Origin of the sequence: Haloarchaeobius sp. HME9146 (assembly GCF_025399835.1) — an archaeon.
GTDB lineage: Archaea > Halobacteriota > Halobacteria > Halobacteriales > Natrialbaceae > Haloarchaeobius.
The window spans coordinates 3126445-3150549 of sequence record NZ_JAODVR010000001.1 but is presented as its reverse complement, the minus strand read 5'-3'; the positions used below and the strand labels follow the sequence as shown (position 1 = coordinate 3150549).

At 68.7% G+C, this 24105-nt stretch carries 21 protein-coding genes; 12 read left to right on the top strand and 9 right to left on the bottom strand.

Annotation, left to right across the window (positions count from 1 at the left end):
- Nucleotides 1–113: 113 nt before the first annotated feature.
- The 3 genes from N6C22_RS16240 to N6C22_RS16230 form a co-directional block, all read right to left on the bottom strand.
- Complete coding sequence (locus N6C22_RS16240; RefSeq protein ID WP_261652170.1) at nt 114–1106, bottom strand: beta-ribofuranosylaminobenzene 5'-phosphate synthase family protein; 993 nt, start codon at nt 1104–1106, stop codon at nt 114–116.
- Between the two features lie 82 nt (nt 1107–1188).
- Nucleotides 1189–2145: a glycosyltransferase gene (locus N6C22_RS16235; protein ID WP_261652169.1), complete on the bottom strand. Its 957-nt coding sequence runs from the start codon at nt 2143–2145 to the stop codon at nt 1189–1191.
- Between the two features lie 215 nt (nt 2146–2360).
- Nucleotides 2361–3674 (bottom strand): alpha-amylase domain-containing protein, encoded by a 1314-nt coding sequence (locus N6C22_RS16230; protein ID WP_261652168.1) that lies wholly within the window; start codon nt 3672–3674, stop codon nt 2361–2363.
- A gap of 231 nt (nt 3675–3905) precedes the next feature.
- On the opposite strand from N6C22_RS16230, the gene ilvD reads away from it, so the two are divergent.
- Nucleotides 3906–5633 carry a dihydroxy-acid dehydratase gene (ilvD, locus tag N6C22_RS16225; protein WP_261652167.1) on the top strand — a complete coding sequence of 576 codons (1728 nt, stop codon included), beginning with the start codon at nt 3906–3908 and terminating at the stop codon, nt 5631–5633.
- A 719-nt stretch (nt 5634–6352) separates the two neighbouring features.
- Entirely contained in the window at nt 6353–6817 is a 465-nt protein-coding gene (locus N6C22_RS16220) for a hypothetical protein (protein WP_261652166.1), read from the top strand.
- Here N6C22_RS16220 and N6C22_RS16215 read toward each other — a convergent pair.
- Genes N6C22_RS16215 through N6C22_RS16205 form a run of 3 tightly spaced genes read right to left on the bottom strand, consistent with a single transcriptional unit; the run spans nt 6814 to nt 10853 of the window.
- Nucleotides 6814–7614: a phosphatase PAP2 family protein gene (locus tag N6C22_RS16215; RefSeq protein WP_261652165.1), complete on the bottom strand. Its 801-nt coding sequence runs from the start codon at nt 7612–7614 to the stop codon at nt 6814–6816. The genes N6C22_RS16220 and N6C22_RS16215 overlap by 4 nt on opposite strands.
- 21 nt (nt 7615–7635) lie before the next feature.
- A complete protein-coding gene (locus N6C22_RS16210; protein ID WP_261652164.1) occupies nt 7636–9510 on the bottom strand; it encodes an ABC transporter substrate-binding protein in 1875 nt (624 codons plus the stop codon).
- Between the two features lie 2 nt (nt 9511–9512).
- The gene (locus N6C22_RS16205; RefSeq protein ID WP_261652163.1) at nt 9513–10853 is read right to left on the bottom strand and encodes a hypothetical protein; all 1341 of its coding nucleotides are present in this window, start codon (nt 10851–10853) and stop codon (nt 9513–9515) included.
- A 164-nt stretch (nt 10854–11017) separates the two neighbouring features.
- Here N6C22_RS16205 and N6C22_RS16200 point away from each other — a divergent pair, with 164 nt between their 5' ends.
- Both N6C22_RS16200 and N6C22_RS16195 read left to right on the top strand, forming a co-directional pair.
- Entirely contained in the window at nt 11018–12445 is a 1428-nt protein-coding gene (locus N6C22_RS16200; RefSeq protein ID WP_261652162.1) for an arylsulfotransferase family protein, read from the top strand.
- A 24-nt stretch (nt 12446–12469) separates the two neighbouring features.
- Nucleotides 12470–14236, top strand: coding sequence for a glycosyltransferase family 39 protein (locus N6C22_RS16195; protein WP_261652161.1), 1767 nt, complete (start codon nt 12470–12472; stop codon nt 14234–14236).
- Here N6C22_RS16195 and N6C22_RS16190 read toward each other — a convergent pair.
- The 3 genes from N6C22_RS16190 to N6C22_RS16180 all read right to left on the bottom strand — a co-directional run bounded on the left by N6C22_RS16190 (nt 14132) and on the right by N6C22_RS16180 (nt 16121).
- Entirely contained in the window at nt 14132–14410 is a 279-nt protein-coding gene (locus tag N6C22_RS16190) for an amphi-Trp domain-containing protein (RefSeq protein ID WP_261652160.1), read from the bottom strand. The genes N6C22_RS16195 and N6C22_RS16190 overlap by 105 nt on opposite strands.
- Nucleotides 14411–14520: 110 nt before the next feature.
- Entirely contained in the window at nt 14521–15204 is a 684-nt protein-coding gene (locus N6C22_RS16185) for a hypothetical protein (protein WP_261652159.1), read from the bottom strand.
- Nucleotides 15205–15245: 41 nt separating this feature from the next.
- Entirely contained in the window at nt 15246–16121 is an 876-nt protein-coding gene (locus N6C22_RS16180) for a protein phosphatase 2C domain-containing protein (RefSeq protein WP_261652158.1), read from the bottom strand.
- Nucleotides 16122–16220: 99 nt separating this feature from the next.
- Here N6C22_RS16180 and N6C22_RS16175 point away from each other — a divergent pair, with 99 nt between their 5' ends.
- The 8 genes from N6C22_RS16175 (at nt 16221) to N6C22_RS16140 (ending at nt 24104) form a co-directional block, all read left to right on the top strand.
- Nucleotides 16221–17252 (top strand): Cdc6/Cdc18 family protein, encoded by a 1032-nt coding sequence (locus N6C22_RS16175; RefSeq protein WP_261652157.1) that lies wholly within the window; start codon nt 16221–16223, stop codon nt 17250–17252.
- A gap of 63 nt (nt 17253–17315) precedes the next feature.
- Nucleotides 17316–18092 carry a hypothetical protein gene (locus N6C22_RS16170; RefSeq protein WP_261652156.1) on the top strand — a complete coding sequence of 259 codons (777 nt, stop codon included), beginning with the start codon at nt 17316–17318 and terminating at the stop codon, nt 18090–18092.
- Between the two features lie 188 nt (nt 18093–18280).
- The gene (locus N6C22_RS16165; RefSeq protein ID WP_261652155.1) at nt 18281–19042 is read left to right on the top strand and encodes a hypothetical protein; all 762 of its coding nucleotides are present in this window, start codon (nt 18281–18283) and stop codon (nt 19040–19042) included.
- Between the two features lie 250 nt (nt 19043–19292).
- The gene (locus tag N6C22_RS16160) at nt 19293–19931 is read left to right on the top strand and encodes a hypothetical protein (protein WP_261652154.1); all 639 of its coding nucleotides are present in this window, start codon (nt 19293–19295) and stop codon (nt 19929–19931) included.
- A 243-nt stretch (nt 19932–20174) separates the two neighbouring features.
- Entirely contained in the window at nt 20175–20783 is a 609-nt protein-coding gene (locus N6C22_RS16155) for a hypothetical protein (protein ID WP_261652153.1), read from the top strand.
- Nucleotides 20784–21022: 239 nt separating this feature from the next.
- Nucleotides 21023–21676: a hypothetical protein gene (locus N6C22_RS16150; protein ID WP_261652152.1), complete on the top strand. Its 654-nt coding sequence runs from the start codon at nt 21023–21025 to the stop codon at nt 21674–21676.
- A gap of 2 nt (nt 21677–21678) precedes the next feature.
- The gene (locus N6C22_RS16145) at nt 21679–21990 is read left to right on the top strand and encodes a hypothetical protein (RefSeq protein WP_261652151.1); all 312 of its coding nucleotides are present in this window, start codon (nt 21679–21681) and stop codon (nt 21988–21990) included.
- Nucleotides 21990–24104 (top strand): type B DNA-directed DNA polymerase, encoded by a 2115-nt coding sequence (locus N6C22_RS16140; protein ID WP_261652150.1) that lies wholly within the window; start codon nt 21990–21992, stop codon nt 24102–24104. Before N6C22_RS16145 ends, N6C22_RS16140 begins: the two co-directional genes overlap by 1 nt.
- The last annotated feature ends 1 nt before the right edge of the window (nt 24105 follow it).

Below are 24105 nucleotides of genomic sequence, written 5' to 3'. Positions count from 1 at the left end.
CATGTCCTGACGAGCCACCACGCGGCGGGCTGCGGTTGCACGGTTAGCCGTCGCGTGTTCCAGAGGAGCAAAAGCCGTCTGTTCGCCAGCAGCCCGACTCCCCCCGGCCACGCTCACCGAACTTCGGGGTCGGCGCGCGACCCGGTGTCGACCCAGGCTCCCGTGTTGCCGGGCCGACAGACGAGGATCTGCCCCTCCACGTCGGCCGCGTCGAGCGCCCGCTCCGCCGCGGCACGGGCGTCCTCGACCCGGGCGCGGTCCGTCAGGCCGTACACCGTCGGCCCCCACGACGACTGACCGACGCCAGTCAGTGACTCCGACTCGGTGAGTTCGCTGACGATGGTCCCGACCGGGGGCCGGAACACGCCGCCCTGCTCGTCGGCGTACCACGCGCCGTTGAGCCGGCCGATTTCGCTCACGGCGGTGCCGAAGGCGTCGAGGCGACCCTCCGCAGCCGCGGGGAGCAACTGCCGCGTGACGATGCCCGCGATCTCGTCGGCGACCGCGGCGTCGGCACGCTCGACCACGGCGCGCATGCTCTCGTTCTCTCGCGAGCCACTGCGACCGGCAGGGACGTCGGGGACGGTGAGGACGAAGCGCCAGCTCCCCGGGAGTTCGTGCCGGGTCGCCACCGCGGGGACGGTCCACTCTCCGTCGGCGGGTGGCGCGCTCGTGAACCGCGTCGTCGGATGCCCGGCATCGGCGACGAAGCCGCCGGATTCGAACGTCGCCACGCCGACACCGGAGCGACCGCCACGCCCGAGCTGTGGCGCAAGCGCCCGGACGTCGACCTCGCGGCCGTACGCTGTTGCGACCGCGACGAGCGTCGCGAGCGCGAGCTGGGTCCCGCTTCCGAGCCCGACGTGGCGCGGGAGGCTGTCCTCGACGTGGACCTCGGCCCCGGGGAGGTCGAGCACCGTCAACACCCGCTCCGCGTAGCGTTCGACGTCCGGGTCGTCACAGCGGAGCGAGTCCGCACGTGTCGCCTCGATGCGAGCCCGCGGCTCCGCGAGTCCGACGCCCAGTCCTCCATAGAGCCGTTCGTGTGCCAGCGAGAGGTTCTGGAAGCCGAAGTGGAGACGCGCGCCGGTCGAGACGACTGCCATACCCACACCTACGGGGGGAGGTGAGAAACGGTTGCGGCGGTGGCAACGGTATCCGGTGTCGGCGTGGGGTGGGACGTTCCGCTCAGAGCGCCCGGAGGACGTGCTCTGCGGCGGTGTCGTCGCCGTTCTCGAAGTCGGGCTCTTCTGGGGGCTGGCGCACCGCTCGCGCGACGTGTGGGATGGAGTGTTCCACCTGGAAGCCGGCGACGCCGGTCTTCTCGATGACGCGGGAGACGCCGTGTTGTTCGTCGGTGAAGGGCCAGATGACACACGGTGTGCCGGCGACGGCAGCCTCCATCACGGTCGAGTAGCCCGAGCAGACGACCACGTCGGCGGCTTCGAGGTAGGGGAGCATCGCGGGGACCGACTCCCAGTCGTCGCTGCCGACCCGGGTCACGTCGTGGCCCTGTTCGGTGAGCGTCCGCTCCAGCGCGTCGAACCCGTGGGAGTAGTAGCTGGGGACGAGAATCGCGTCCATCGGGTCCGGGTCGGCCTCGCCGTCGCCCTCCAGTGCGATCGGCGGGATGTGGGTGACGCCCTTCGGGTCGGCGTTGCAGGCCGGCCACACCGACGGGTAGAGGAACTGTTCGCCGGAGCTGATCTGGTACTTCGTCAGGAGCCAGGTGAACACCTCCTCGACGACCGCATCGTAGAAGTGCGGCGAGTTGTGCGTGAGGACGTGCAGCGGCGTGCCGGTCAGGGTGGCGGCCATCGCGGCGAACATGTCGTCGGTGACGATGGCGTCCGGGTCGAGCCGGCGGAGCCAGCCCGCGTAGTCGAGGACGCGCTTGCCGCTCATCGGGACGCTGTGGGTGAGCACGCGGAGGAGGTTTCCACCGTTCTGGTAGTCCCCGATGTAGTCGACGTTGGCGGGGACGAACTCGTCGTAGCCCTGGCACTCGACGAACTCCTGGCCGGGGCCACCACCGGCGAGGTGGACTGCTGCCCCGCGGGCTTCGAGGGCCTGTGCCACCGCGAGCATGCGTGTGGCGTGGCCGGCTCCTTCGGGATAGTGGGCGACGGCGACGACGGGGTCCATATCGGTTCATCTACTTGCGGCGCGCAAGAAGGTTTTGAAATCCGAGACGACAGTCCCCTAACCTGTTCCTGTCCGGGAGCCTGCGCCACGGGACGGCACGGCCCGATACGTCGGGAAGGGGACACGCAGTGGCTGACGGGTGTGGTGTGCGGGCGATGGAGTCGGGATGACGGCCTGTCGTGGGGCACGACGGCCCGGCCGTCGTTGTCGCGGGGTCAGTACGGTGCGAACGCGGCGTAGCCCTTCGGCGGGAACCAGACCTGGACCCAGCCGTCGCTGTTGACGGTCTCGTCGGCAGCGCTGCCCGAGTAGTCTTTGAGGGTGGTGTCCGTCCAGCCGGTGTACACCCACTCGCCGCGCCACTGGTCGGTCTTGTTGAGGCCGACGAGCACGTTCTGGTAGCGCTCGTAGATGTAGAGGTCGTCGTCGACGTACCGGGTGTAGGCGGGCCCGCCGCAGAGGTTGTTACGGATCCAGAGCAGCTGGTTGACGTAGCTGTCGTCGAGGCCGGCCTTGTACAGGCGCGGATAGCCCTCGTAGGTCAGGACGAAGGCGCGCGCGAGGTCGGTGTACTGTGGGAACCCGCTGTCGTGGTTCGCCACGAACGTCTGGGCGGCGAACGGGTTCTGGTTGACGACACCAGCGCCGTCGAGGTTGGTGAAGCTGCCGCCGTCGCTGAACGCGCCCTGGATGGCGTTGTACAGCGGGTAGTCGGTGACGCTCATGCCGGTGTCGGCGTAGGGTTCGACGTAGTTCAGGTCGCTGTGGAAAACCTCGGCGACGCGGTAGTCGAGGCCGAACTCGTCGGCCCACTGGTTGGCGTAGTCGCGCCAGAACCACTTGGGCACGTGCTTGGCCGCGTCGTAGCGCAGGCCATCGGCCCCGCAGTCGGCGATCTTGCCCATGTACTCCTTGAGCTCGCCGCGGACGTACGAGGACTCCTGTTCCAGGTCTTTGAGGCCGAGCAGGTCGCAGTTCTCGACCTGCCACTGGTCGTCCCAGTCGTCGATGGAGCGGCAGTCGTGGAAGTCCGGTCGGGAGAACTCGGGGAAGTCGAACTCGCCGTCGCCGATGTACGCCATGTGGTTGAGGACGATGTCGGCGTACACCTCGACGCCGTGCTGGTGGGCGGTCGAGATCATTTCGCGGTACTCGGCCTCGGTCCCGAACGCGCTGTCGAAGGAGTCGTTGTCGATGGGCTGGTAGCCCAGCGGCGGGTGGTTGTTCTCGTCCTGGTCGTCCCAGCTCAGTTTGCTCTTCTGTGGCGGCGGGACCTGGATGGCCGCGTAGCCCGCGTCCGCCACTTTGCTCATGTTCCCGGTGATCTCGGTCCACGGAGTGTGGTAGTACTGGAGGACTGCGTCCTCGCCAGCGGCGGCGCTGACGGGTTCGCTGTTTGCCGAAAGGGCGGCTGCGCCGCCGACGGTCCCGAGGATGGCCGCGCCGATGCCGCGGAGCGCCCCACGCCGTGTCGTCGTGGGTTGGTCGTGAGTGTGCGTCGCAGTGGTGTGGCTGTCTTCCTCTGACATGCATCTGCGAAGTAATAGTACATAATAGATAAACCCACTAGATTTTCACTCGAATATAGATTAAGGTTATTCCGGATTAGTTACAAACTATTGGTGTTGTTGCGGAGTCAGCGCAGGACACCGACCGGGATGGCGTCTCGCCGGGTCGAATCACCGGCACCACCCCCGCCTTCGACAGCAACATCTGTCCCGTCGGCGGGACTTAAGGCGTCTCGTGGCTACCACCCGAGCATGAACGACCGACCGGACAAACCAGAGCACCTCCGAAGCCGCGAGGTCACGGAGGGACCGGAACGCGCCCCCCACCGGGCGATGTTCCGTGCGATGGGGTACGACGACGCCGACCTCTCCTCCCCGATGGTCGGTGTGGCGAACCCCGCCGCCGACATCACACCGTGTAACGTCCACCTCGACGACGTGGCCGACGCCGCCATCGAGGGCGTCGAGAACGCCGAGGGCATGCCCATCGAGTTCGGCACCATCACCATCTCGGACGCCATCTCGATGGGAACTGAAGGGATGAAGGCCTCGCTCATCTCGCGCGAGGTCATCGCGGACTCCGTCGAGCTGGTCTCCTTCGGCGAGCGCATGGACGCACTCGTCACCGTCGCGGGCTGTGACAAGAACCTCCCCGGGATGCTGATGGCATCCATCCGCACCGACCTGCCCTCCGTCTTCCTCTACGGCGGTTCCATCATGCCCGGCGAGCACGAGGGCCGCGAGGTCACGGTCCAGAACGTCTTCGAGGGCGTCGGGGCAGTGGCCTCCGGCGACATGACCGAGGAGGAGCTGGACGACCTCGAACGCCACGCTTGCCCCGGCGCGGGCTCCTGTGGCGGGATGTTCACCGCGAACACGATGGCCTCCATCTCCGAGGCGCTCGGGATGGCCCCCCTCGGCTCCGCAAGTCCGCCCGCCGAAGACGAGGAACGCTACGAGGTCGCCCGCCGCGCGGGCGAACTCGCCCTCGAAGTGGTCGAGGAGGACCGCCGTCCCTCGGACATCCTCACGAAGGAGTCCTTCGAGAACGCCATCGCCCTGCAGGTCGCCATCGGCGGCTCCACCAACGCGGTGCTCCACCTGCTCGCGCTCGCCGCCGAGGCGGGCATCGACCTCTCCATCGAGGAGTTCGACGAGATATCGAAGCGCACGCCGAAGATCGCCGACCTCCAGCCCGGCGGCACCAGGGTCATGAACGACCTGCACGAGGTCGGGGGCGTCCCGGTCGTGTTCCGTCGCCTGCTGGAGGGCGGCTACCTCCACGGCGATGCCATGACCGTGACTGGGAGAACGATGGCCGAGGAGATCGCCCACCTCGAAGCCGAAGGCGACCTTCCCGACGACGCGGACATCGACGTGGACTTCCTCTACCCGGTCGACGAGCCGCTCCACGAGGAGGGTGCCATCAAGATTCTGACTGGCAACCTCGCACCCGACGGCGCGGTCCTGAAGGTCACCGGCGAGGACAACTTCTACCACGAGGGCCCCGTCCGCGTCTTCGAGAGCGAGGAGGACGCGATGCGGTACGTCCAGGAGGGCCACATCGAATCGGGCGACGTGATTGCGATTCGGAACGAAGGCCCACAGGGCGGCCCCGGCATGCGCGAGATGCTCGGCGTCACCGCCGCGGTGGTCGGCGCGGGCCACGAAGACGACGTGGCGCTGCTCACCGACGGCCGCTTCTCCGGCGCGACCCGCGGCCCGATGATCGGCCACGTCGCCCCCGAGTCCTACGCCGGCGGCCCCATCGGTGCGCTCGAAGACGGTGACGTCGTGACCGTCGACATCCCGAACCGCGAACTCTCCGTGGACGTCTCCGACGAGGAGATTCAGGAACGGCTCGACGCGCGCGAGGAGCCGGAACCGTCGTACACGACCGGCGTGCTCGCGAAGTACTGCCGCGACTTCGGCTCCGCCGCGAACGGCGCGGTGAGCAACCCCGGCGCGAAGCGGGAGTGAGGGAACTGACAGAAGCCGGCCGCTTTGCGACCGGCCACCGAGAGCAGCCGGTGTAACCCCTCCAGTCTCGGCCAGTGTTCTCGCGGTGGCACAGACCTGGTATCGCGGGAATCGAGCCATCGAGCGACGCCGGCTGGCCGTCTCCTCGGTTCTGTGTTCGTTCAGACTCGGTCTGTCCTCCGGAAGGTGGCGTCGCGATGAGGTGGTACGTTAACTAGGTGAGGCGACGGGACAGAGACGGCCAGTGTTGATGCAATCGAGGACCGTTCAGATATCCGTATTCGACAGGTAGAGGCCGTCACAGTAGGGAAACCGCAATCCGGGAGCCGACTGCGACAGCTGCTGTCCATCCCGGATATCTTCAGACACGGGTGTAGTCTTGCGATTTCCCCTGCTGGTACTCGGTCGTTCGCCGGTCGATGAGCCGGTGTCGATCCCGGCGAAACACCCGAATCCAGCCGCCTCACGACGACCCGTCCTCGCACCCGTCGAACTCCCATTCTGGTCTCTCAGTATCTGCCTCTCCCTGCATTCACATCCCTCCTTCCGGAGCCGAATCTGACCCTGAACCGGCTGTGCGACGGCTATCTCGTCTCTTCTCGTCGCTTCTGGCTCCACTCCCTCGTTCTCGACCCTGACAGGCGTGTGCGACAGGTGGGCGGACAGCCAACATAGCAAGTACGCCAGTTATACTCGCGCTCGTCCTCCTGTACGGTATCATGCGGCCGGTGTCACGCCGAACCCTCCTCGGAAGCGTCTCGGCAGGGGTGGCTGGTGCGTTCGCGGGTTGTTTCAGCGCAAACGGTGCCGACGACCCGGCGAGATTGGTCGCGGTCTACCTGAAGAACGAGCGCCCCGAGCCACACACGTTCCATCTCGACCTGTGGCGCGACGAATCCCGGCAGTTCCAGGAGTCGATTCCGATCCGTGGGCGGACCGACCAGCGACTCTACAATGCGCTCGTCGCTCCACCGGACTTCGACCCAGCGCCGGGTCACTGGGAGATTCGCGTCCGACTCGACGACGACCCGACCGTCACCGCGTTCACGAGCGAGCAACTGGTCGCCAAGAACGGGTGCGTCCAGGCATCCGTCTCGGTCGAACCGGACGGCAGTCTCGGCTACGGGCACAGTACCACCCAGACCCAGTGCGACCCGAAAGCCCCCTGGCGAGACGACGCCTAACGCCCTTCCTCCCAGTCCACCACCTGCCCGGCCAGCCACACGCTCCCGACGCCGAGTACGATACCCGCAGCGACGTCGGTCCCCCAGTGAATCCCCAGATACATCGTCGCCAGACAGACGCTGACGGCACCCCAGATGGCGACCGGCGTCCACTTCGGGTAGGCGTCGTGGTGGCGAACTGCCAGCGTCGCCGTCGTGACCGACAGCGAGGTGTGCAGCGACGGGAACACGTTCGAGTTCGAGTTCACCTCGCCGGTCAGCACCTGCGTATCCGGATACGTCGAGTACAGCAGGGGCTCGACGGCCTCCGGGAGCAGGTTCCGGGGCCCGTACGAGATGAACAGCACGTAGCAGACCAGCCCGAGCGAGTAGTTCAGCGTGAACGCCAGGATGGTCTCCTTCAGCGGACGCGGGTCCCGGCAGCAGAAGTACAGCACCGGGGGGAACGTCAGCAGGAACACGTACCCCGGCAGGTAGACGAACGAGAAGTACTGCGTCAGCAGGGGCGACTGGACGGACTGGATGGTCGCGACAAGCGTCCCTTCGATGGCGTACAGCTCGTCGGTGATGTTCCAGCCGATGACCCACGAGAGGTCCGGGCCGGCGTCCCGGGCGACCCGGTTGACAAGCAGGACCACGGCCAGTACGACGAGGTACGGGGATATCTCGCGGAGTCGCGACCCGACCCGCCCGCGTGCGCCACCCAGCGCCGGCCGGTCGAACAGCACGGCTCCGGCGACCACGAACAGCAACAGGTCCATGGCCAGCACGCTGCCGGCGACGGCGAGGACGCTCATCTCAGGGCACCTCCATGGGAGTCATCGGGCGAGCAACCTCCCATCGTTGGTGTAGCGGTACCCGGCGTCGATGAACGCCTGTCTCGCGCGGTCGGCGTCCAGTTCACCGTCCTCGCCCGGGAAGGGGAACAGCGGATCCGACCCGGCCCACTGCAGGGTCGCCGGGACGCTGTCGGTCGCGGCCAGCGGGCTCACCGCGGGCCGGGCGAACCCGTCGAAGACCTCGTCGACGAGGTGCTCCCGGTCGAGCAACGTGGCGAGGGCCTGGCGGAACCGCGTGTTGCTGAGCGGCGCGGCCCGGACGTTGAACCCGAGGTGGTAGGGTGCGGACGAGTCCCTGACGTGCAGGGTCACGTCGCTCGACGCTCCCACCTCCTGTACCGCCCCCGGCCGCAGGGGGCTCGCAGACACGTCCGCGTCACCCGCGAGCACGAGGTCGCGGGCGACCGCGGCCGACGGGACCACCCGGAAGGTGAGTTCGTCGAAGTCGAAGCCGTCGACCCACGACGGCAGGCCCTCGGTGTCCCCCCGGTGCAGGAAGTGGTCGTCGTTGCGGACCAGCGTGAGCGAGTTGCGGACCGCTCGCGACTCGTATCGCAGGGGGCCACTCCCCACCGGCGCGATGTTGTCACGGACGAGGGCCCGTGTGACCGGGCCGTTCTGCACGCCCGGGACGTTCGCCTGCTTGCTGGCCTGCTCCCAGTCGTGCCGGGGCAGGACGGGGACGGTCAGGGCCCGCCAGGCCACGTCCCGGGTGCACGGGACGAACGAGAGACGGATGCGCTGGTCGTCCAGTGGCATCGCCGACTCGACCAGGGTGGACTGCCCACGGAACGCGGGTGCCGGGAGCGGACTCTCCATGCGACCCAGCGACGTATCCGAGAGGAAGCGGTAGGTGAACGCCACGTCGTCGGCCGTGATGGGCGTCCCGTCGTGCCACGTGGCGTCCTCGCGGAGGGTGACCGTCGCGACCGGTCCGTCTCGCCCGTCGTCCTGTCCCCAGTCGAGGTTCCGTGCCAGCCACGGGCGAATCTCGCCGTCGACTGCCCGCGCGAGCGGGTCGTACAGTAGCCCCGGGATGGTCCAGCCGTCGCGGTACTCCGTGGCCAGCGGGTTCAGGTTCTCTGTCTGGCGCGGGTCGCTGAGGGTCGCCGTCAGCGTCCGGGGCTCGGCCGCGGTCGTGGTCGCCGTCTCGTTCCCGGTCGTTCCGGTTCCGCCCACGGCGTCGAGCGTACAGTAGCCGACCGGCGAGTGTATCTCCGGGCCGCCCTGGAACGAGACCGTCTCGTTCCGGACCGCCCGGACCTGGCTCGGGAAGGCGATGGTGACGAACGGGAGCGTCTGTGCGAGGCGCTCTTGCAGCGTCGAGAGCACGTCCTGCCGACGCGAACCGGGGAGCCGTCGCTGTCGTTCGAGCAGGTCGTCGACACCGAGGTTGGCGTACCCGAACGGGTTCTGCCAGCCCGGTTCGACGACGAAGCGGGAGTGGACCAGGGACCGAAGCGCGTCGGGGTCGGTGAGCGGCGGTAGCTGCCAGACGTACAGGTCGAACGACTGCTTGAACAGCACGTCGATGAGCAGGTTCTCGCGGCGGAGCAACTCGACCGTCGCGTCGATGCCGACCTGTTTGAGGCGCGTGGCGAGGGAGCGAGCGATGCGGGTCGCGACCGGGTCGTCGTCGGCCGGGACCGTCTTGATGGAGAGCGACACCTGCTCCGGGTTCGACCGGTTGAGCATCGAGTGTGCCTTCTTGGCACACCCGGCGGTGGCGGCCATCCCGGCGCTCGCCAGCCCACCGAGCAGGGTACGGCGGTCGAGGCTCGGGCCGTCGTCGCGTGGTCGGTTTGGGTCGCGTGTCGATTCAGCTGTCTGCGGGGGGTCAGGGGAGTTCGTCATCGTTAGAGGAGGTCCAGAAGCGGCCACGCCACGGCGAGCAGCCAGCAGACGACGCCGACGGCGAGGAGTTCGTTGTGGCGCCACCGCCGGTCGGCACGGACGGTCCCGGCGGCGGCAACCACGGCGATGGCACCGAGGAGGAGGGCACGCTGGACGAGCACGTACCGGGGAATGACCTCGATGCCGAGGTACGTGTAATCGAGGATGACGCCGGTCAGGAGCCCGAGAACCGCTACGAGGGCGCTCTCGGCGAATCCGAGACCGGCGGCGAAACCGTAGGCACACAGCGGGAGCCCGACGACCAGCACCGGGTAGAACGCGGCCACGACGAGTTTCGGGTTCGTCACGAGTCCGAGGCGTTCGACCGTGACACCGCCGACGCGGACGCACAGGGGGATGGTCGCGAGACTCCCGAACAGCAGGACGTGGCCCCGGGTCACGTTCAGGTCCTCGCGGAACTGCTCGAGAGCATCCTCGGCCTCCTGACGGACCTCGTCCAGTTCGTCCGTCGCGAGCGTGCCGGCGATGGCCAGTCCAGCGAGCCCGACGAGCGTCGTGTCGAGCATCGACCCGCCCGGCAGGTCGCCAGGCATCGAGGCGGGTGTCCCGGTCCCGCCTGCGCCCCCTGGGGGAACCGCCTGTCGGTCGCGGACGTCGACGACCGTCACCCAGCCGTCGGCGTCGAGGATGCCGCCGTTCGCGTAGCGCTCGCGGCTCACCTGCTTCACCGCCGGCACGCCGTAGAAGTGCTGTTCGAGGTACACCTGCCCGGCGGCGGTGCTCCCCACGGTGTGGCGCAGGCGGAACCAGTCCCAGTGTTCGTGATGGGCCTGGATGGCCGTCGCCCGCCCGTCGTCGCCGGGGACCTCGTACAGTCGGACGTGCTGGCGACTCCCGAGGTACGAGCCGACGTGCAACTGGGCGTATTCGGTCTGCCAGGTCCCGTCGTCACCGACCCGGTCGTGGACGTAGGTGTAGCGAGTCGCGCCGTGGGTCTGTCCCCACACGTCGCCGCCCAGCTCGGGCAGGACGCGTTGCCTCCCGTCGCTGTCGAGGCCCTCGTCGGCGATTTCGCGGGTCAACATCGCCCGGACGATAGCCGGGTCCTCGCGGATGACGACGTTGATGGGGAGTGTGAGTGTCTCGAACCGCGTCTCGCGGCTCGTGTAGGGCCACAGGGCGGTCGACCCGTCCTGCGCGACGGGGCGGAGTTTCACCTCGTCGGCGGACTTCGGAGCCGCGGGCTCCGTCCCTGCCCGTGGCTGGGCATCGAACCCGACCATGGCCACGGTGGCCACGAGTGCGACCACGAGCAACAGTCGGCTGCGCGAGACACGTCCCATTCGTCACCTGCGTACATCCTCGAAGGGGATTATTATGGACGAGTTAACCGTTACACACCCCCTAACCGGCGTTCCATACCGACCGTCCCGGAGGGATGAGGAACGTTCACGACCCGCACTTAACGACTCTATAGTAAACCACCCGAGCATCGTCGTGCCGGTAGATGCTCACGAGACGAGCGTACCGCGTCGCGCTGGGAGTCGTCGTCCTGTTCTCGGTTCTGACCCTGTCGTTCGGACTGGTCACGGCCGACCGGACGACCGACTTCGACGACACCGACGCCGACGCCGACACGCAGTCCGTTCCGCCCCGCGACGGAATCACGGTCATCGCGACCGACTCGAACACCTGGCTCGGCTCGGCCGACGAGGGCCCGCGCTCTAACGCCGAACTCGTCGCCTTCGCCGCCGACGGGAGCACGCTGTACTACAACGACACCCACACCCGCTACTGGGACGTCGACCCCGTCGAGGGGACGAACGCGACCGTCGAGTACCTCTACGCCGACCACCTCTCCGCCGAGGAGTGCAACAGCGAGACGGTCTGTACGCGAAACGGGATCGAACGCGTAAACCTCACCACGGGGACCGTCACCGACGTCTACTCCAGGGTCACGCCCGGCAAGCATTCGACCCGCTGGCACGACGGTGACCGGCTCTCCGACACCCGGTACGTCGTCGCCGACATCGCGAAGGACCGCGTCTTCGTCGTGAACACCAGCACCGAGCTGGTCGAGTGGTCGTGGGACGCCCAGAGCGAGTACCCGCGCTCCAGCGGGGGCCCCTACCCCTCCGACTGGACCCACGTCAACGACGTCGAGGTCGTCAGGGACGGCCAGTTCATGGTGAGCCTGCGCAACCAGGACCAGGTCGTCTTCCTCGACCGCGAGACCGGTCTCGTCGAGAACTGGACGCTGGGAAGCGACGGCGACCACGACACCATCTACGAGCAGCACAACCCGGACTACATCCCTGCCGAGAACGGCGGCCCGGCGGTGCTCGTCGCCGACTCGGAGAACAACCGGGTCGTCGAGTACCAGCGGACCGACGACGGGAACTGGACCGAGTCGTGGCGATACAGCGACGCCCGGGCCCAGTGGCCCCGTGACGCCGACCGGCTCCCGAACGGGAACACCCTCATCACCGACTCGAACGGGAACCGCGTGTTCGAGGTGAACGCGCAGGGCGAGGTCGTCTGGAGCGTCGACGTCGCCTTCCCGTACGAGGCCGAGCGCCTCGGCACCGGTGACGAGAGTTCGGGCGGCCAGAGCATGCAGGCTCTCGGTGGCGAATCGAGCACCGGCGGCGACGGGACCGAGCAGACCCCGGGCACCGGCGGCGACGCTGGTACCAACGGGAGCACGGCCAGCGACGACGGCCTCCTCGGCTCCCTCTGGCTCACGGCCAAGGGCCTCCTCCCCGGCCGGGTGCTCAACGCGGTGATGTACGTCAAACCGCTCTGGATGGGCCCGCTGGAGGTGTTCGCCGCCCTCGCGGGTGTCGCCTCGCTGCTCGTCTGGACCGCCCTCGAACTCCGCTGGACACCCTACTCCGTGTCCGTTCACCAGCCACTCGAACTGGAACGCGACTGACCGCCCTCGCGTCTGTCCCCACGCATGGAACACACCACCTCTCGCGACTCGACCACCAGCCGCATCGCGACCCGACTGGCCACCGGCCAGTTCGACGAACGACTCTGGCTCGGCCTCGCGCTGACCGCGGGCCTGCTCGTCTACGTCAGCTACCTCCTCACGCACCAGTATCCCGCGTACGGGGCCGGCCTCTACGTCCAGATCGCGGACACCATCAGCGCCCACGGGTACGGGCTCCCGCCGACCGTCCCCGGCTACACCGCCGAGGGCGTCCCACTGGCGTACCCGCCACTCATGTTCTACGTGGTGGCGGCCGTCCGTGACCTGACCGGGGTCGACGCGTTCCTGTTGAGCCGCCTGCTCCCCGGACTGGTCGTGCTCGCGACCGTCGTCCCGTACTTCTACGTGGCACAGGAGTTCCTCGGGACGCCTCGCCGGGCCGCGTTCGCGTCGCTGGTGTTCGCGGTCGCACCGCCGGTCCTGCAGTGGCACCTCTCGGCCGGTGGCATCAACCGTGCCCCGGCGTTCTTCTTCGTCGTCACCGGGCTGTTCGCCGGGCTGCGACTGTTCCGCCACGGCGACCGGCGCTGGCTCGCCCCGGGGCTGGTCCTGTTCGCACTGACCATCCTCACCCATCCGCTGTACGCGGTCTGTTTCGGCCTGAACTACCTCGTGCTGTACGCCGCCTTCGACCGGTCGCCGATGGGGCTGGTCTCCGGCGCGATCGTGGCCGTCGGTGGGGTTCTCGTGACCGCGCCCTGGTGGCTGACCGTCGCGTCCCACCACGGGTTCGACGTGTTCTTCGGTGCCGCCGGAACGCACTCCGGGCTCGGTGGTGGGACCGGGCGACTGTACGACGAGTTCGTCCAGCCCATCGTCGTGGCCGACGCGGTCACGCCCTTCTTCGTCGTCACGTACGCGGCAGGGCTCTACGCCCTCTGGAAGCGGCGGTTCCTCGTGCCCGCGTGGCTGTTCGTCTCGGCGTGGGTCCTCGGCAAGACCCGGTTCCAGTTCATCGCAGGCGGCATCCTCGTCGCCCAGTTCGTCTTCGCGGTCGTTCCCGCGCTCGTGGCCCGCCTCGACGCGGGGACCGCCCCCGGCTGGCGACGGACCGCGTCGGTCCTGACCGTTGCGCTCCTGTCGCTCTCGGCGGTCGGCGTGGGCGTCGCTTACGCGGGCGGAATGGTCGACAGCCACCACGGCGACCCGTCACAGCCCGCCTTCGTCGACTCGCACGACGTCGAGGCGATGCAGTGGGCCGAGGCGAACACGGCCCAGTCGGCCGACTTCGTCGTACTGGGCGACGCCGCGGAGTGGTTCCCCCAGCAGACCGGTCGCAGCATCCTCATCGGCCCCTGGGGCGTCGAGTGGACCACGCCAGCCAGGTACGAACACCAGCTGAACACCTTCCGTGACAGCTCGACCTGTGACGATGCCGCCTGCCTCACCCGGTTCCTCGAATCGGGCTCGCAGTCGCCGGAGTACGTCTACGTGCCGAAAGACGGCTACACCGTTCGGGGCATGCACCACCAGCAGTCCCCCTCGATGCGCGACTCACTGGTCGAGAGCGACCGCTACACCGTCGTGTACGAGAACGAGGGCGTCGTCGTCGTGGCCGTCCAGGAGGAGACGGCGGCAGTCGGCACTGGCGAGGCAGACGCGGAGAAACGAGGCAGCGACTACGGGTCAGTCGGTGTGACTGTCGACCGGGCCCGAGCGCAGTGGCAAGGGCTGCAACCACTCGATATCGAACCCAACGCGGCGGTACATCCGGACGGACTCGGGCGATAGTTCCGACTCCGTCTCCAGCCTGACGTTCACCGTGTCGGCCGGGTCGAAGGTCACGTTCTCGCCCCCGATGCGGACCTTCACCTCACCGTCTCGCTCGAACTGGTCGGCGAGGATGCGGAGGCAGGCGGCGATCTCCGCCCGTGTCTTTTGCTCTTCGGTCTCGATTTCGACCATGTAATTACCTAGGCGAGACTCCGTGATAAGACGAAGCGTCCCTCAGTGCGCCGATTCGACGGGGAAAACCGGCGGACTGCGTTGCGATGGACGGCGCACTCGATTCGTCGTTAATCGGCTTCGGCTCCCGAGACAGCCTCGGAATCGCCGAGTCTGACCCAGCCCGTCGCCGCGCCGTCGATGCCGACACAGCGGACCTCTCTGGTGCCGTTCCGGCGACGGACGCGGACCATGCCGTCGAAGAGGTGCTTGAGTCGCTCGAAGTCGGTCCCGTCGGTCACGTTCGTGTAGATGGGGAACACCGACACCGCGCTGGTCGCGTTCGCGAGCAGGAGGAGCTGGTGGGCGTAGCGCGTGACGGTCTCGGAGTCCGTCGACATGAGGACGTTCGACAGCGAGTCGAACAGCATGTGGCGGTCCGCGACGCCTTGCTCCCACAGCGTCTCCATGCAGTCGTGGACGGCCATGCTCGTGCCGGTCAGGTCGACCGGTGAGGGGACGCTCCAGTAGCGCTCTCGCGGGTCCACCCGGACCTCGTCGTGCGTGGGGGTACCGTCGACGACGCCCGTGTTGTCGCGCTCGAGCGCGGGGACGTCGCGGACGAGTCGGTCGACCATCGTTCGGGCGGCGGTGCGTGTCGTCACGACGGCCAGCCCGTCGTCGGGGGCGACCGCGCTGGCGAGGATGTGGCTCGGGACCGGCCAGACGGTCTCACGACTCGGGCCGGCGACGAGCAAGTCCCGGTGACGCGACAACGCGTCGTCCGGGAGGATATCGGATAATGTGCCAGACACGGTTCTGCCCGTTAGGATTCATGCAATAACTGACGATTCACTCACTTAGCACTATCGGTAGGTCTGACAGTCTCGTCGGCGAACGTGACGAGGGCGATGCCCGCGTCGTCGTGCTGTTTGAATCGCGGGTGGGTCTCGCAGTCGGCGTCGGCGCGCTCGAACTCGCGGAGGTGTTCGACCGCCGCGGCCGGGCCGCGTTCGTGGAGGAAGCTGGTCGCCTCCGCCCAGTCGCCGAACACCTCGTAGGACTCGACCAGCGGTTCGACCCCGTCGGTGAACAGGTTCGCGCCGGTGACCCCTTCGACGGTCCCGGTGGTCGCCTGGTCGGTCGCGTCGGGGTCGAGGCTCAGGACCCAGTAGCCCTCCGGCGTGTTCTTCACGGCGCGGATCTCGCGCAATCGAGGAAGCAGTGCCTCGAACGCGTCCTCGTGGCTCAGGCCCTCCTCGCGCTTCAGTCGGCCGAGTTCGGCCACGGCCGCGGCGTCGTGCTCGCGCGGGCCGTGCCCGTGAACCGTCTCCACGTCGCCGCTGGGGAACCGGAACACGACGCTCGCATCTCCAAGAACCGCGTACTCGACCGCGTCACTGTCCTCGCGCCAGCGTGCCACGGCGACGGCGGCCGAGGGTTCGTTCGCGGGGTCAACGTCGCCAGCCAGCTCGTGGAACTCGGCGGCGACCGACTGGACACACCGCCGCAACACGGTTTCGAGGGGGACGTCGTCGTGGACGTGCTCGCGCAGGTAGCAGTCGACCCGGCCGACGTACCAGGTCGCGTCGGTCGCGCCCGGGGTGTGGCTCTCCCCACCGAGGCCGGTCGCACCGTCGAGGACCCAGGCTGCGCCGTTGGTCACCGTCGCCACGTCCTCGTTCACGCCGACGCCCGAATCGACGTGGGCCGTCGCACTGTCTGCTCGCATGGTCGAAATCTCACGGCCTGCGGGCAAGTAGCTGGTGCTGGGTGGGTCCGGGTCGGGTGCGACCCGGTGCCGGCCCCGTGTCACTTACGTCGCCCCGGTGTGAACGACCGGGCAATGATAACGGACCCGCGGGTGCTTCGCGAGGAATGGGTGCCGTCCGAGGTCCGCCACCGCAACGCCGAGTTGAACCAGCTCTCGACGGCGCTGCGGCCCGTCGCGGGCGACGACCGACCGGGGAGCGCGTTCCTGTACGGGCCGCCCGGCGCGGGCAAGACCTGCTGTGCCCAGTACATCGTCGAGCAGTTCTGTCGCGAGGTCCGCGACGTGGCCCACCAGTACGTCAACTGCTGGAGCGACTCCACCCGATTCGCGGTGCTCGAACGCCTGCTGGAGAACCTCGGCGCGGTCGGCGACATCCACCGGCAGTCGACGCCCGCGGACGAACTGGTCCGCCGGCTGCGCGACCACGGCGAGCCCTACGTCGTCGTCCTCGACGAGGTAGACGTGCTCCGGGACACCGACGTGCTGTACGACCTCTACCAGATACCCGACGTGGCGGTCGTCCTCATCGCCAACGACGAGGAGGAGTTCCTGGCGAACCTCGACCCGCGGCTGCAGAGTCGCCTCCGGACCTGCACGTCCATCCGGATGACGCCCTACGCGACCGACCAGCTCGTCTCCATCCTCTCGGACCGCGTCCGCCTGGGATTCGAACCCGATTCGGTCGCGACGGCCCAGCTCGAACGCATCGCGGACGCGGCGGCAGGTGACGCCCGGCTCGCCATCGGTATCCTCCGGACGGCCGCCCAGGCCGCCCAGGAGGAGGGCTCGGACACGCTGGCGGCGGACCACGTCACGAGCGCGATTCCGGAAGCCGAACACGACATGCGCCGGAGCACCCTCTCGAAGCTCTCGGCACACCAGCGCGTCCTGTACGAGATCGTCCGCGAGCGCGGCGAGGTCTCCTCGGCAACCCTCCACGACGCCTACGAGGAGCGGGTCGAGGAGCCACACGTCCGCCGGACCCGCCGGAAACACCTCCACAAGCTCTGTGAGTACGACCTGCTCGCGAAGGAGGGCGAGGGGCGGGCGCGGACCTACCGGGTCGTCGAGCCCGCGCCGAACCTCTGAGCAGGGCGTGTCCGTGTCGCCGCAGGCGGAACCTTTGTCGTCACGGGGTGACACCTATGCGGCATGGACACTGCTGGCGACGACCGATGGCGCTGTGCCAGTTGTGGGCGCACCCACGAGTCGTACAACCCGCCCTGCATGTACTGTGCCGGCGAGACCCTCGTTCGCGTCGGCGACGAGGCCGACGATGGGGGGGACGACGCGGCCACGACCGACGAGTCGACGGACGAGTTCGAGTGGGCCGAGACCGGGAACAACGCCTCGACGGGCACCGACGCCGACCACTGGATAGACGACGACTGGGGCGGCACTGGCGACCGGTCCGAACCGGCGTCCCGTGACCGGAACGCGACCGCCCAGCAGCAGTCGGTGGCCCCGTCGGTCGAACACCTCTGCAAGGCGTGTGGAGCGCGCTATCCCGACCAGAAGGACGTCTGCCCGAACTGCGGCGGCACCGACCTCGCGCCCATTCGAGAGGTCCGTGAAGCGGCCGACGCCTGGGCCGACGACTGGGACGGTCCCACGGCATCGAGCACGTCTCGGGGTGTGTTCGGCATCATCTCGACCATCGTCGCGTGGGCGTTCGGCCTCCTCGCGCTGCTCTCGGGCATGGGCGTCCTCTTCCTCGCGGTCGCCGAGGTCAACGTGGGCATCCTCCTCTCGGGGATACTCGCGACCGCGGCGGGACTGGTCTCGGTTCCGCTGACGCGCCGCCGGCTGCTCCGCTGGGCCGGGCTCGACCTCTCGCACGCACAGCTCGTCCTCCTCATCGTCGTGCTCTGGGTCGGCGGGAACCTCACGCTGTACGCGACCGGGACGGTCCCGGCGGGTGCGGTGTAGCGACGCGGTGGCGGCCCCGATTCCTGTCTCCCGCGGTGACTAACCGGCGCGAAATCACGTGGTGCGAGGAAACTCGGTGGTTGCCGGGTTACGTCGACTTCGCCGCGAGCCTATTCGCGTCCATCTTCTCCGTCTCTGTAGGGGGGAACCATCTCCACCTCACCATCATGAGAAGACCAGACCGAAGCGTGACGAGGCGCGACCTCGTCCGAAAGATCGGGGTCGGGAGCATCTGTCTCGGCCTCGCGAGCGGCACCGCCGCCGCAGCACCTCGTGACGCGCTCGCACGACAGTACGACGGTCCCGGCCGAGGACGGGGCCGAGGCCGGGACGACGATGGCCGCGGCCCACGGTACGGCCTGCGCGGGTGCCGGTACAACGAGCGGATAGACGCGTACATCTGCCGGGAACGCCCGATAACGACCGGCCTCATCCGCTGCCGGTACAACGAGCGGTTCAACGTGTACATCTGCCGCCGGGTCGACGACGACTCGGACCGCCCGGGACCGGGCCCACGCCGCTGCCGGTACAGCGAGCGGATAGACGCGTACATCTGCCGTCGCCCGCCACGGAACCCGCGGTTCCGGTGCCGGTACAGCCGCCGGTTCAACGCCTTCGTCTGCCGTCGACGCGACGGTGACGGCCGACCAGGTCCCCGCGGCTGCCGGTACAACCGCCGGCTGAACGCGTACATCTGCCGGCGGCCACCGCGACGCCCGCGGTTCCGGTGCCGGTACAGCCGCCGGTTCAACGCCTTCATCTGCCGTGAGGGACGGCGCGGTGGGCGGCCGGGCGGACGCTGGCCGTTCGACGATGGCCGCGGACGGGGCCCATTCGACGGCGGCCGCGGACGTGGCCCGTTCGACGACTCGCCCTACGGTGGTCGTGGGACGCGCCCGGGTGACGGACGCCGGGGACGCAGAGCCGACGCTGACGACGACGAGAACTGAGCCAGCACCCGGGGCCATCCGGCCGCTTTCGGGGCCTGCTCCGGGCTAGTTCGGTCTACGGCCGGCTCACTGGCGCGCCGCCGTGCTGTTTCTTGGGGTGACTAACCGACGCGAAATCACGTGGTGCGAGGAAACTCGGTGGTTGCCGGGTTACGCCGGGTTCGCCGCGAGGCTATTCTCGCCTATCGCCTCCGTTTCGGTGAGGGGGAAGATACCTCCTTCACCAACCATGAGAGGACCAATACGAGGGGTGACGAGGCGCGACCTCGTCCGAACGATCGGGGTCGGGAGCATCTGCCTCGGCCTCGGGAGCGGCGTCGCCGCCGCGGACACCGTCTCCGGTGGCGTGCCGTTCTCCCCACAGCGTGACGGTCGCGACGACCGCGACCGTCGTCGAAGACGTCCCCGTCCCGGCCTGCGAGGATGCCGGTACAACCGCCGGCTGGACGCGTACATCTGCCGCCGCCGGCCGATAGACCCCGGATTCGCCGGCTACCGGTGCCGGTACAGCCGCCGGTTCAACGCGTACGTCTGCCGCCGCATCAGGCCCGACCGGCCCGACTTCGTGCCGCGGTACTGCCGGTACAACCGCCGGCTGGACGCCTACGTCTGCCGTCGCCGGCCCACTGGCTACTGGGCGCGGTCGTTCCGCTGCCGGTACAGCCGCCGGTTCAACGCGTACATCTGCCGCCGCCGGCTCCGCCCGGGTCGTCCGTTCGACGAGGACGACCTGCCGCGGCCACGCCCGCGCCCCCGGCCCCGCCCTGGCCCCTGGCCTGACCCGTTCGGGGACGACGAGCTTCCGCGGCCACGGCCACGCCCACGGCCGCGGCCCAGCCCGTTCGGTGAGAACCAGCCCCTCGGTGGGGACTCGGGCGGGTCGTACTGACCTGCCTGCTGCTGCGGGACCGTGAACCGCTGGCGACCGGGACTGTCCCGGCGACCGGCTTGAACCGATTTTGGGTGTTGTTGCGCTCGGTGACTAACCGACCGGAAATCACATATCACGTGGAAACCCGGTGGTTGCCGGGTTACGTTCACTTCGCCGCGAGGCTATCCCCGGCAATCGTCTCCGTCTCTCTGAGGGGGAACCATCTCTACCTCACCAACCATGAGAGAACCAGACCGAGGAGTGACGAGGCGCGACCTCGTCCGGAGCATCGGTATCGGGGGTATCTGTCTCGGGCTCGGGAGTGGCATCGCCGCGGCTGACGCCGCTGGCGGCGCTGTCTCACGGCAGAGCGCTCCCCGAAGCTGGACCACAACGTTCAGCTGCCAGTACAACCGTGGGCTGGGCGCGTTCGTCTGCCTTCGCCGCCCGGTAGACCCCGCAGCCTCGGGGCTCCAGTGCCGGTACAACCGCGAGTTGAACGCGTACATCTGCCGGACGGCTGGCGGCGGCTCCGCACAGCCGAACTGCCAGTACAGCCGTGAACTGGGCGCGTACATCTGCCGTAACTATCCGACCAGCTACTGGGCGCGGATGAACTACCGGTGCAAGTACAGCCACGTGTACAACGCGTACGTCTGTACCAGCAAGCAGACCCAACCGGCCCAGCCATATTCCGGCCCCGAGCCGGAGCCCCAGCGACCGCAGCCCCAACCGCAGCCACAGCCCCGCCCACAGCCCCAACCGCAGCCACAGCCCCGCCCACAGCCCCAACCGCAGCCACAACCACAGCCACAGCCACAACCACAGCCCCAGCCGCAGCCCCGGGCGCTCGATGACGACCGAGCCTGACCCTCGGTGACGGCTCGGACGACTCGTCCCGACCCGTCGGCTGGACCCGCGTCACTCCCCAGCAACCCATCCGGACCACTTCCGGAACGCTTCCGGAACGACTTCCGGCCCCTTTCCGGAACGGTGCTATTCCGGATTCAGAGGCATCGAAACGACCGTTTTCGACCGAACCGACGACTTCCGGAACTTCCGGAACGCACACTCTGTAACTTTTGTGATAGGTGTTCCTCTGTCCTCGTATGGACACCCAACCGACGCTCGACGCGGGGCTCACGCTCCTCGACACGCCCGACGCACGCTCGACCGCGCTGCACCGGCTCGTCGTCCGGACGCTCGCCGGCGAAGCTGGAACCACCTACTGGGTCGACGCCCGGAACACCGCGGCGACGTACGTCCTGGCCGAACTCGCCGACAGCGACCGGCTGCTCGACCGGATACAGGTCGCCCGGGCGTTCACCGCCTACCAGCACCACGAACTCGTTCGCGAGCTCGTCCGGCGGGTCGACGGCCGGACCGCGATGGTCGTCTGTCCGAACCTCGGGGCGCTCTACCGCGACCCCGACGTGCCCGACGCGGAGGCCGCAGACCTGCTGGAGGGGTCGGTGGCCGTGCTCGCCGACCTCGCCCGGGCCTGCGACGTCCCGGTGCTCGTGACGGCCCGGGACGACGCCGCAGAACAGGTCGCGGCCGTGGCCGACCGGGAACTGGACTGCACCCGGACCCGGATGGGCTTCCGGTACGAGGGCGAGGACTTCGAGACCGCGGCGTACCCGGTTCCCGGCGGCTGGCAGACGACCATCCCGTACTGGGTCGACCTGTTCGGGGCCGTCACCGACGCCGGTATCGCCGTGGACACCGACCCGACCGTCGCCGACCTGCTCGCGAGGGCCTGACCATGGGACGGACGAACCCCACCTACCGAGACTGTCTGCGGTCGTTCGAGGACCGCTATAGCCCGTTCCGGCGCGCACTCCGGCGACGCCACCAGGCAGACTTCGACCGGTTGTTCGAGCGCGCCGACGCCCACGCCCACGCCGCCGGCTACCAGAACGCGACCGACCCCGAGGTGGCGGCCCTGCTGTCGATGCTGGTCGCCCACGAGGCCGAGCTTCGGGAGTTGCGTGAGCGCCTCGCGGTCGCCGAAGGCGAGGGCGAACCCGAGGACGGACCGGAACGCACGACGACACCCACGGAGGTGCCGGACTGATGTTCGCGGTCGACTTCCTCGACGAGGCGGTCGTGGAGTGGCACCGGACCGAAGACGGCGTCAGGACGGTCGAACGCGAGGACTACCACCCGACCATCTACGTCGCCGGCCCGGCCGAGGCGCGAGTCGACCTGCGCGAGGCGCTCGACGCGGACCCGAAGGTGGTCGAGACGATGACGGTCCACGACCAGTGGCACCTCGACCTCCACGCCGCCGAGCCAGAACCGGTCCTGCGAATCGACTGCGCCCGGGTCGACGAGGTCCGGACGCTCGCCCGGGAGATTCGCCACCACCACGAGCGCGGGTCCTACCCCCCAGGAACGCTCAGGTTGTTCAACGTCGACCTCGCGCCGGGGTTCCGGTACTGCGTCGAGACCGACACCTCTCCCGTTCCCGCCCACGACCTCCGGTCGCTCCGGGTCGGCCTCGACGAGAAGTCGCTGGCCGACGGCGAGGTGGATTCACTCCACGTCGAAGGCGAGCCTGCCGGTGAGCATGCCGATGCGGCCCTGCGGACGCTCGCCCGCCGGCTTGACCGGGTCGACCCCGACGTGCTCCTGTTGAGCCACGGCGACCTCGTCCCGCTGCTGTACGAGGCCGCGAGCGACCACGACGTCGACCTCGAACTCGGTCGGCGGCCCGGCTGGACCCGGCTCGCGGGTTCGAACACGTACGAGAGCTACGGCCGGGTCGGGCACTCGCCGGCCCGGTACGACGTGCCCGGGCGGGCCATCGTCGCGACGAACAACAGCTTCCTCTGGCACGAGTCCAGCCTCGCCGGCCTGGAGTACATGGTCGAGCGCTCCTGGCGGCCCATCCAGGAGACCGGCTGGGCCAGCATCGGGACGGTGCTGACCGCGATGCAGACCCGCGAGGCGCTCTCACGGGGCGTGCTCGTCCCCTGGAACAAGTGGGAGCCCGAGACGTTCAAGGACGCCCGGACGCTCCACGCCGCGGACCGCGGCGGGGTCACGCTCTCGCCCGAGGTCGGCCTGCACGAGGACGTCCACGAACTCGACTTCGCGTCGCTCTACCCGAACGTCATCTGCCGGCACAACATCAGCCCCGAGACCGTCGGCTGTGCCTGCCACGCCGACCGCGAGGACGTGCCCACACTCGGCTACAGCATCTGTGACGAACCGGGGTTTCTCCCCGACGTGCTCCAGCCCCTGCTGGACGACCGGGCCGAGCTGAAGCGCCGCATCAGGGCGGCCGACGCCGACGCGGACACCAGCGAACCCGAGTCCATCTCGGCGGCCATCAAGTGGGTGCTCGTCTCCTGCTTCGGCTACCAGGGCTACCGCAACGCGAAGTTCGGCCGCATCGAGTGCCACGAGGCCATCAACGCGGTCGCCCGGGACGTGTTCATGGCGGCCAAGCGCATCCTCGAAGCCGGCGGCTGGCGCGTCGTCCACGGTATCGTCGACTCGCTGTGGGTCACCGCCTGCGAGGGCCGCGAGCAAGCGCCCCTCGACGAACTCGCGGCCGAGATCTCGGACCGGGCCGGCATCACCCTCGAACACGAGGCCGCCTACGACTGGGTCTGTTTCGTCCCCCGGCGTGGCACCCAGGCCGGCGCGCTGATGAAGTACTTCGGGAAGTCGGAGGACGGGGACTACAAGCTCCGGGGCGTCGAGGCCCGCCAGCGCTCCACCCCGGACTGGATCGACGACCTCCAGCGCGACCTGCTGGCCGTGCTCGACGAACACCGCGAACCCGAGCCGGTCGTCGACCGCCTCCGAGTCTGGCTCTGCGACCTCCGCGCCGGCCGGGTCGACCCCGCCGACCTCGTCATCAGCAAGCGCGTCGGCAAGCGCCTCGCGGACTACGACCAGCGCACCCACACCGTCGCGGCGCTCCAGCGCTACGACCGCCACGGCGTCGACCGCCACCCCGGCCAGCCCGTCAACTACGTCGTGGTGGCCGATGCTGCCCGGAACGCCGAGCGCGTCCGCCTCGACTTCGAGGCGTGCACGGACTACGATGCCGACTACTACGCCGACCTCGCGATGCGCGCCACCGAGAGTATCGTCTCCCCCCTCGGCTGGGACCGCGACGACATCACGAACTACCTCCACGAGCGCCGGGACGCCGCCCTGTCGGCGTTCCTGTGAC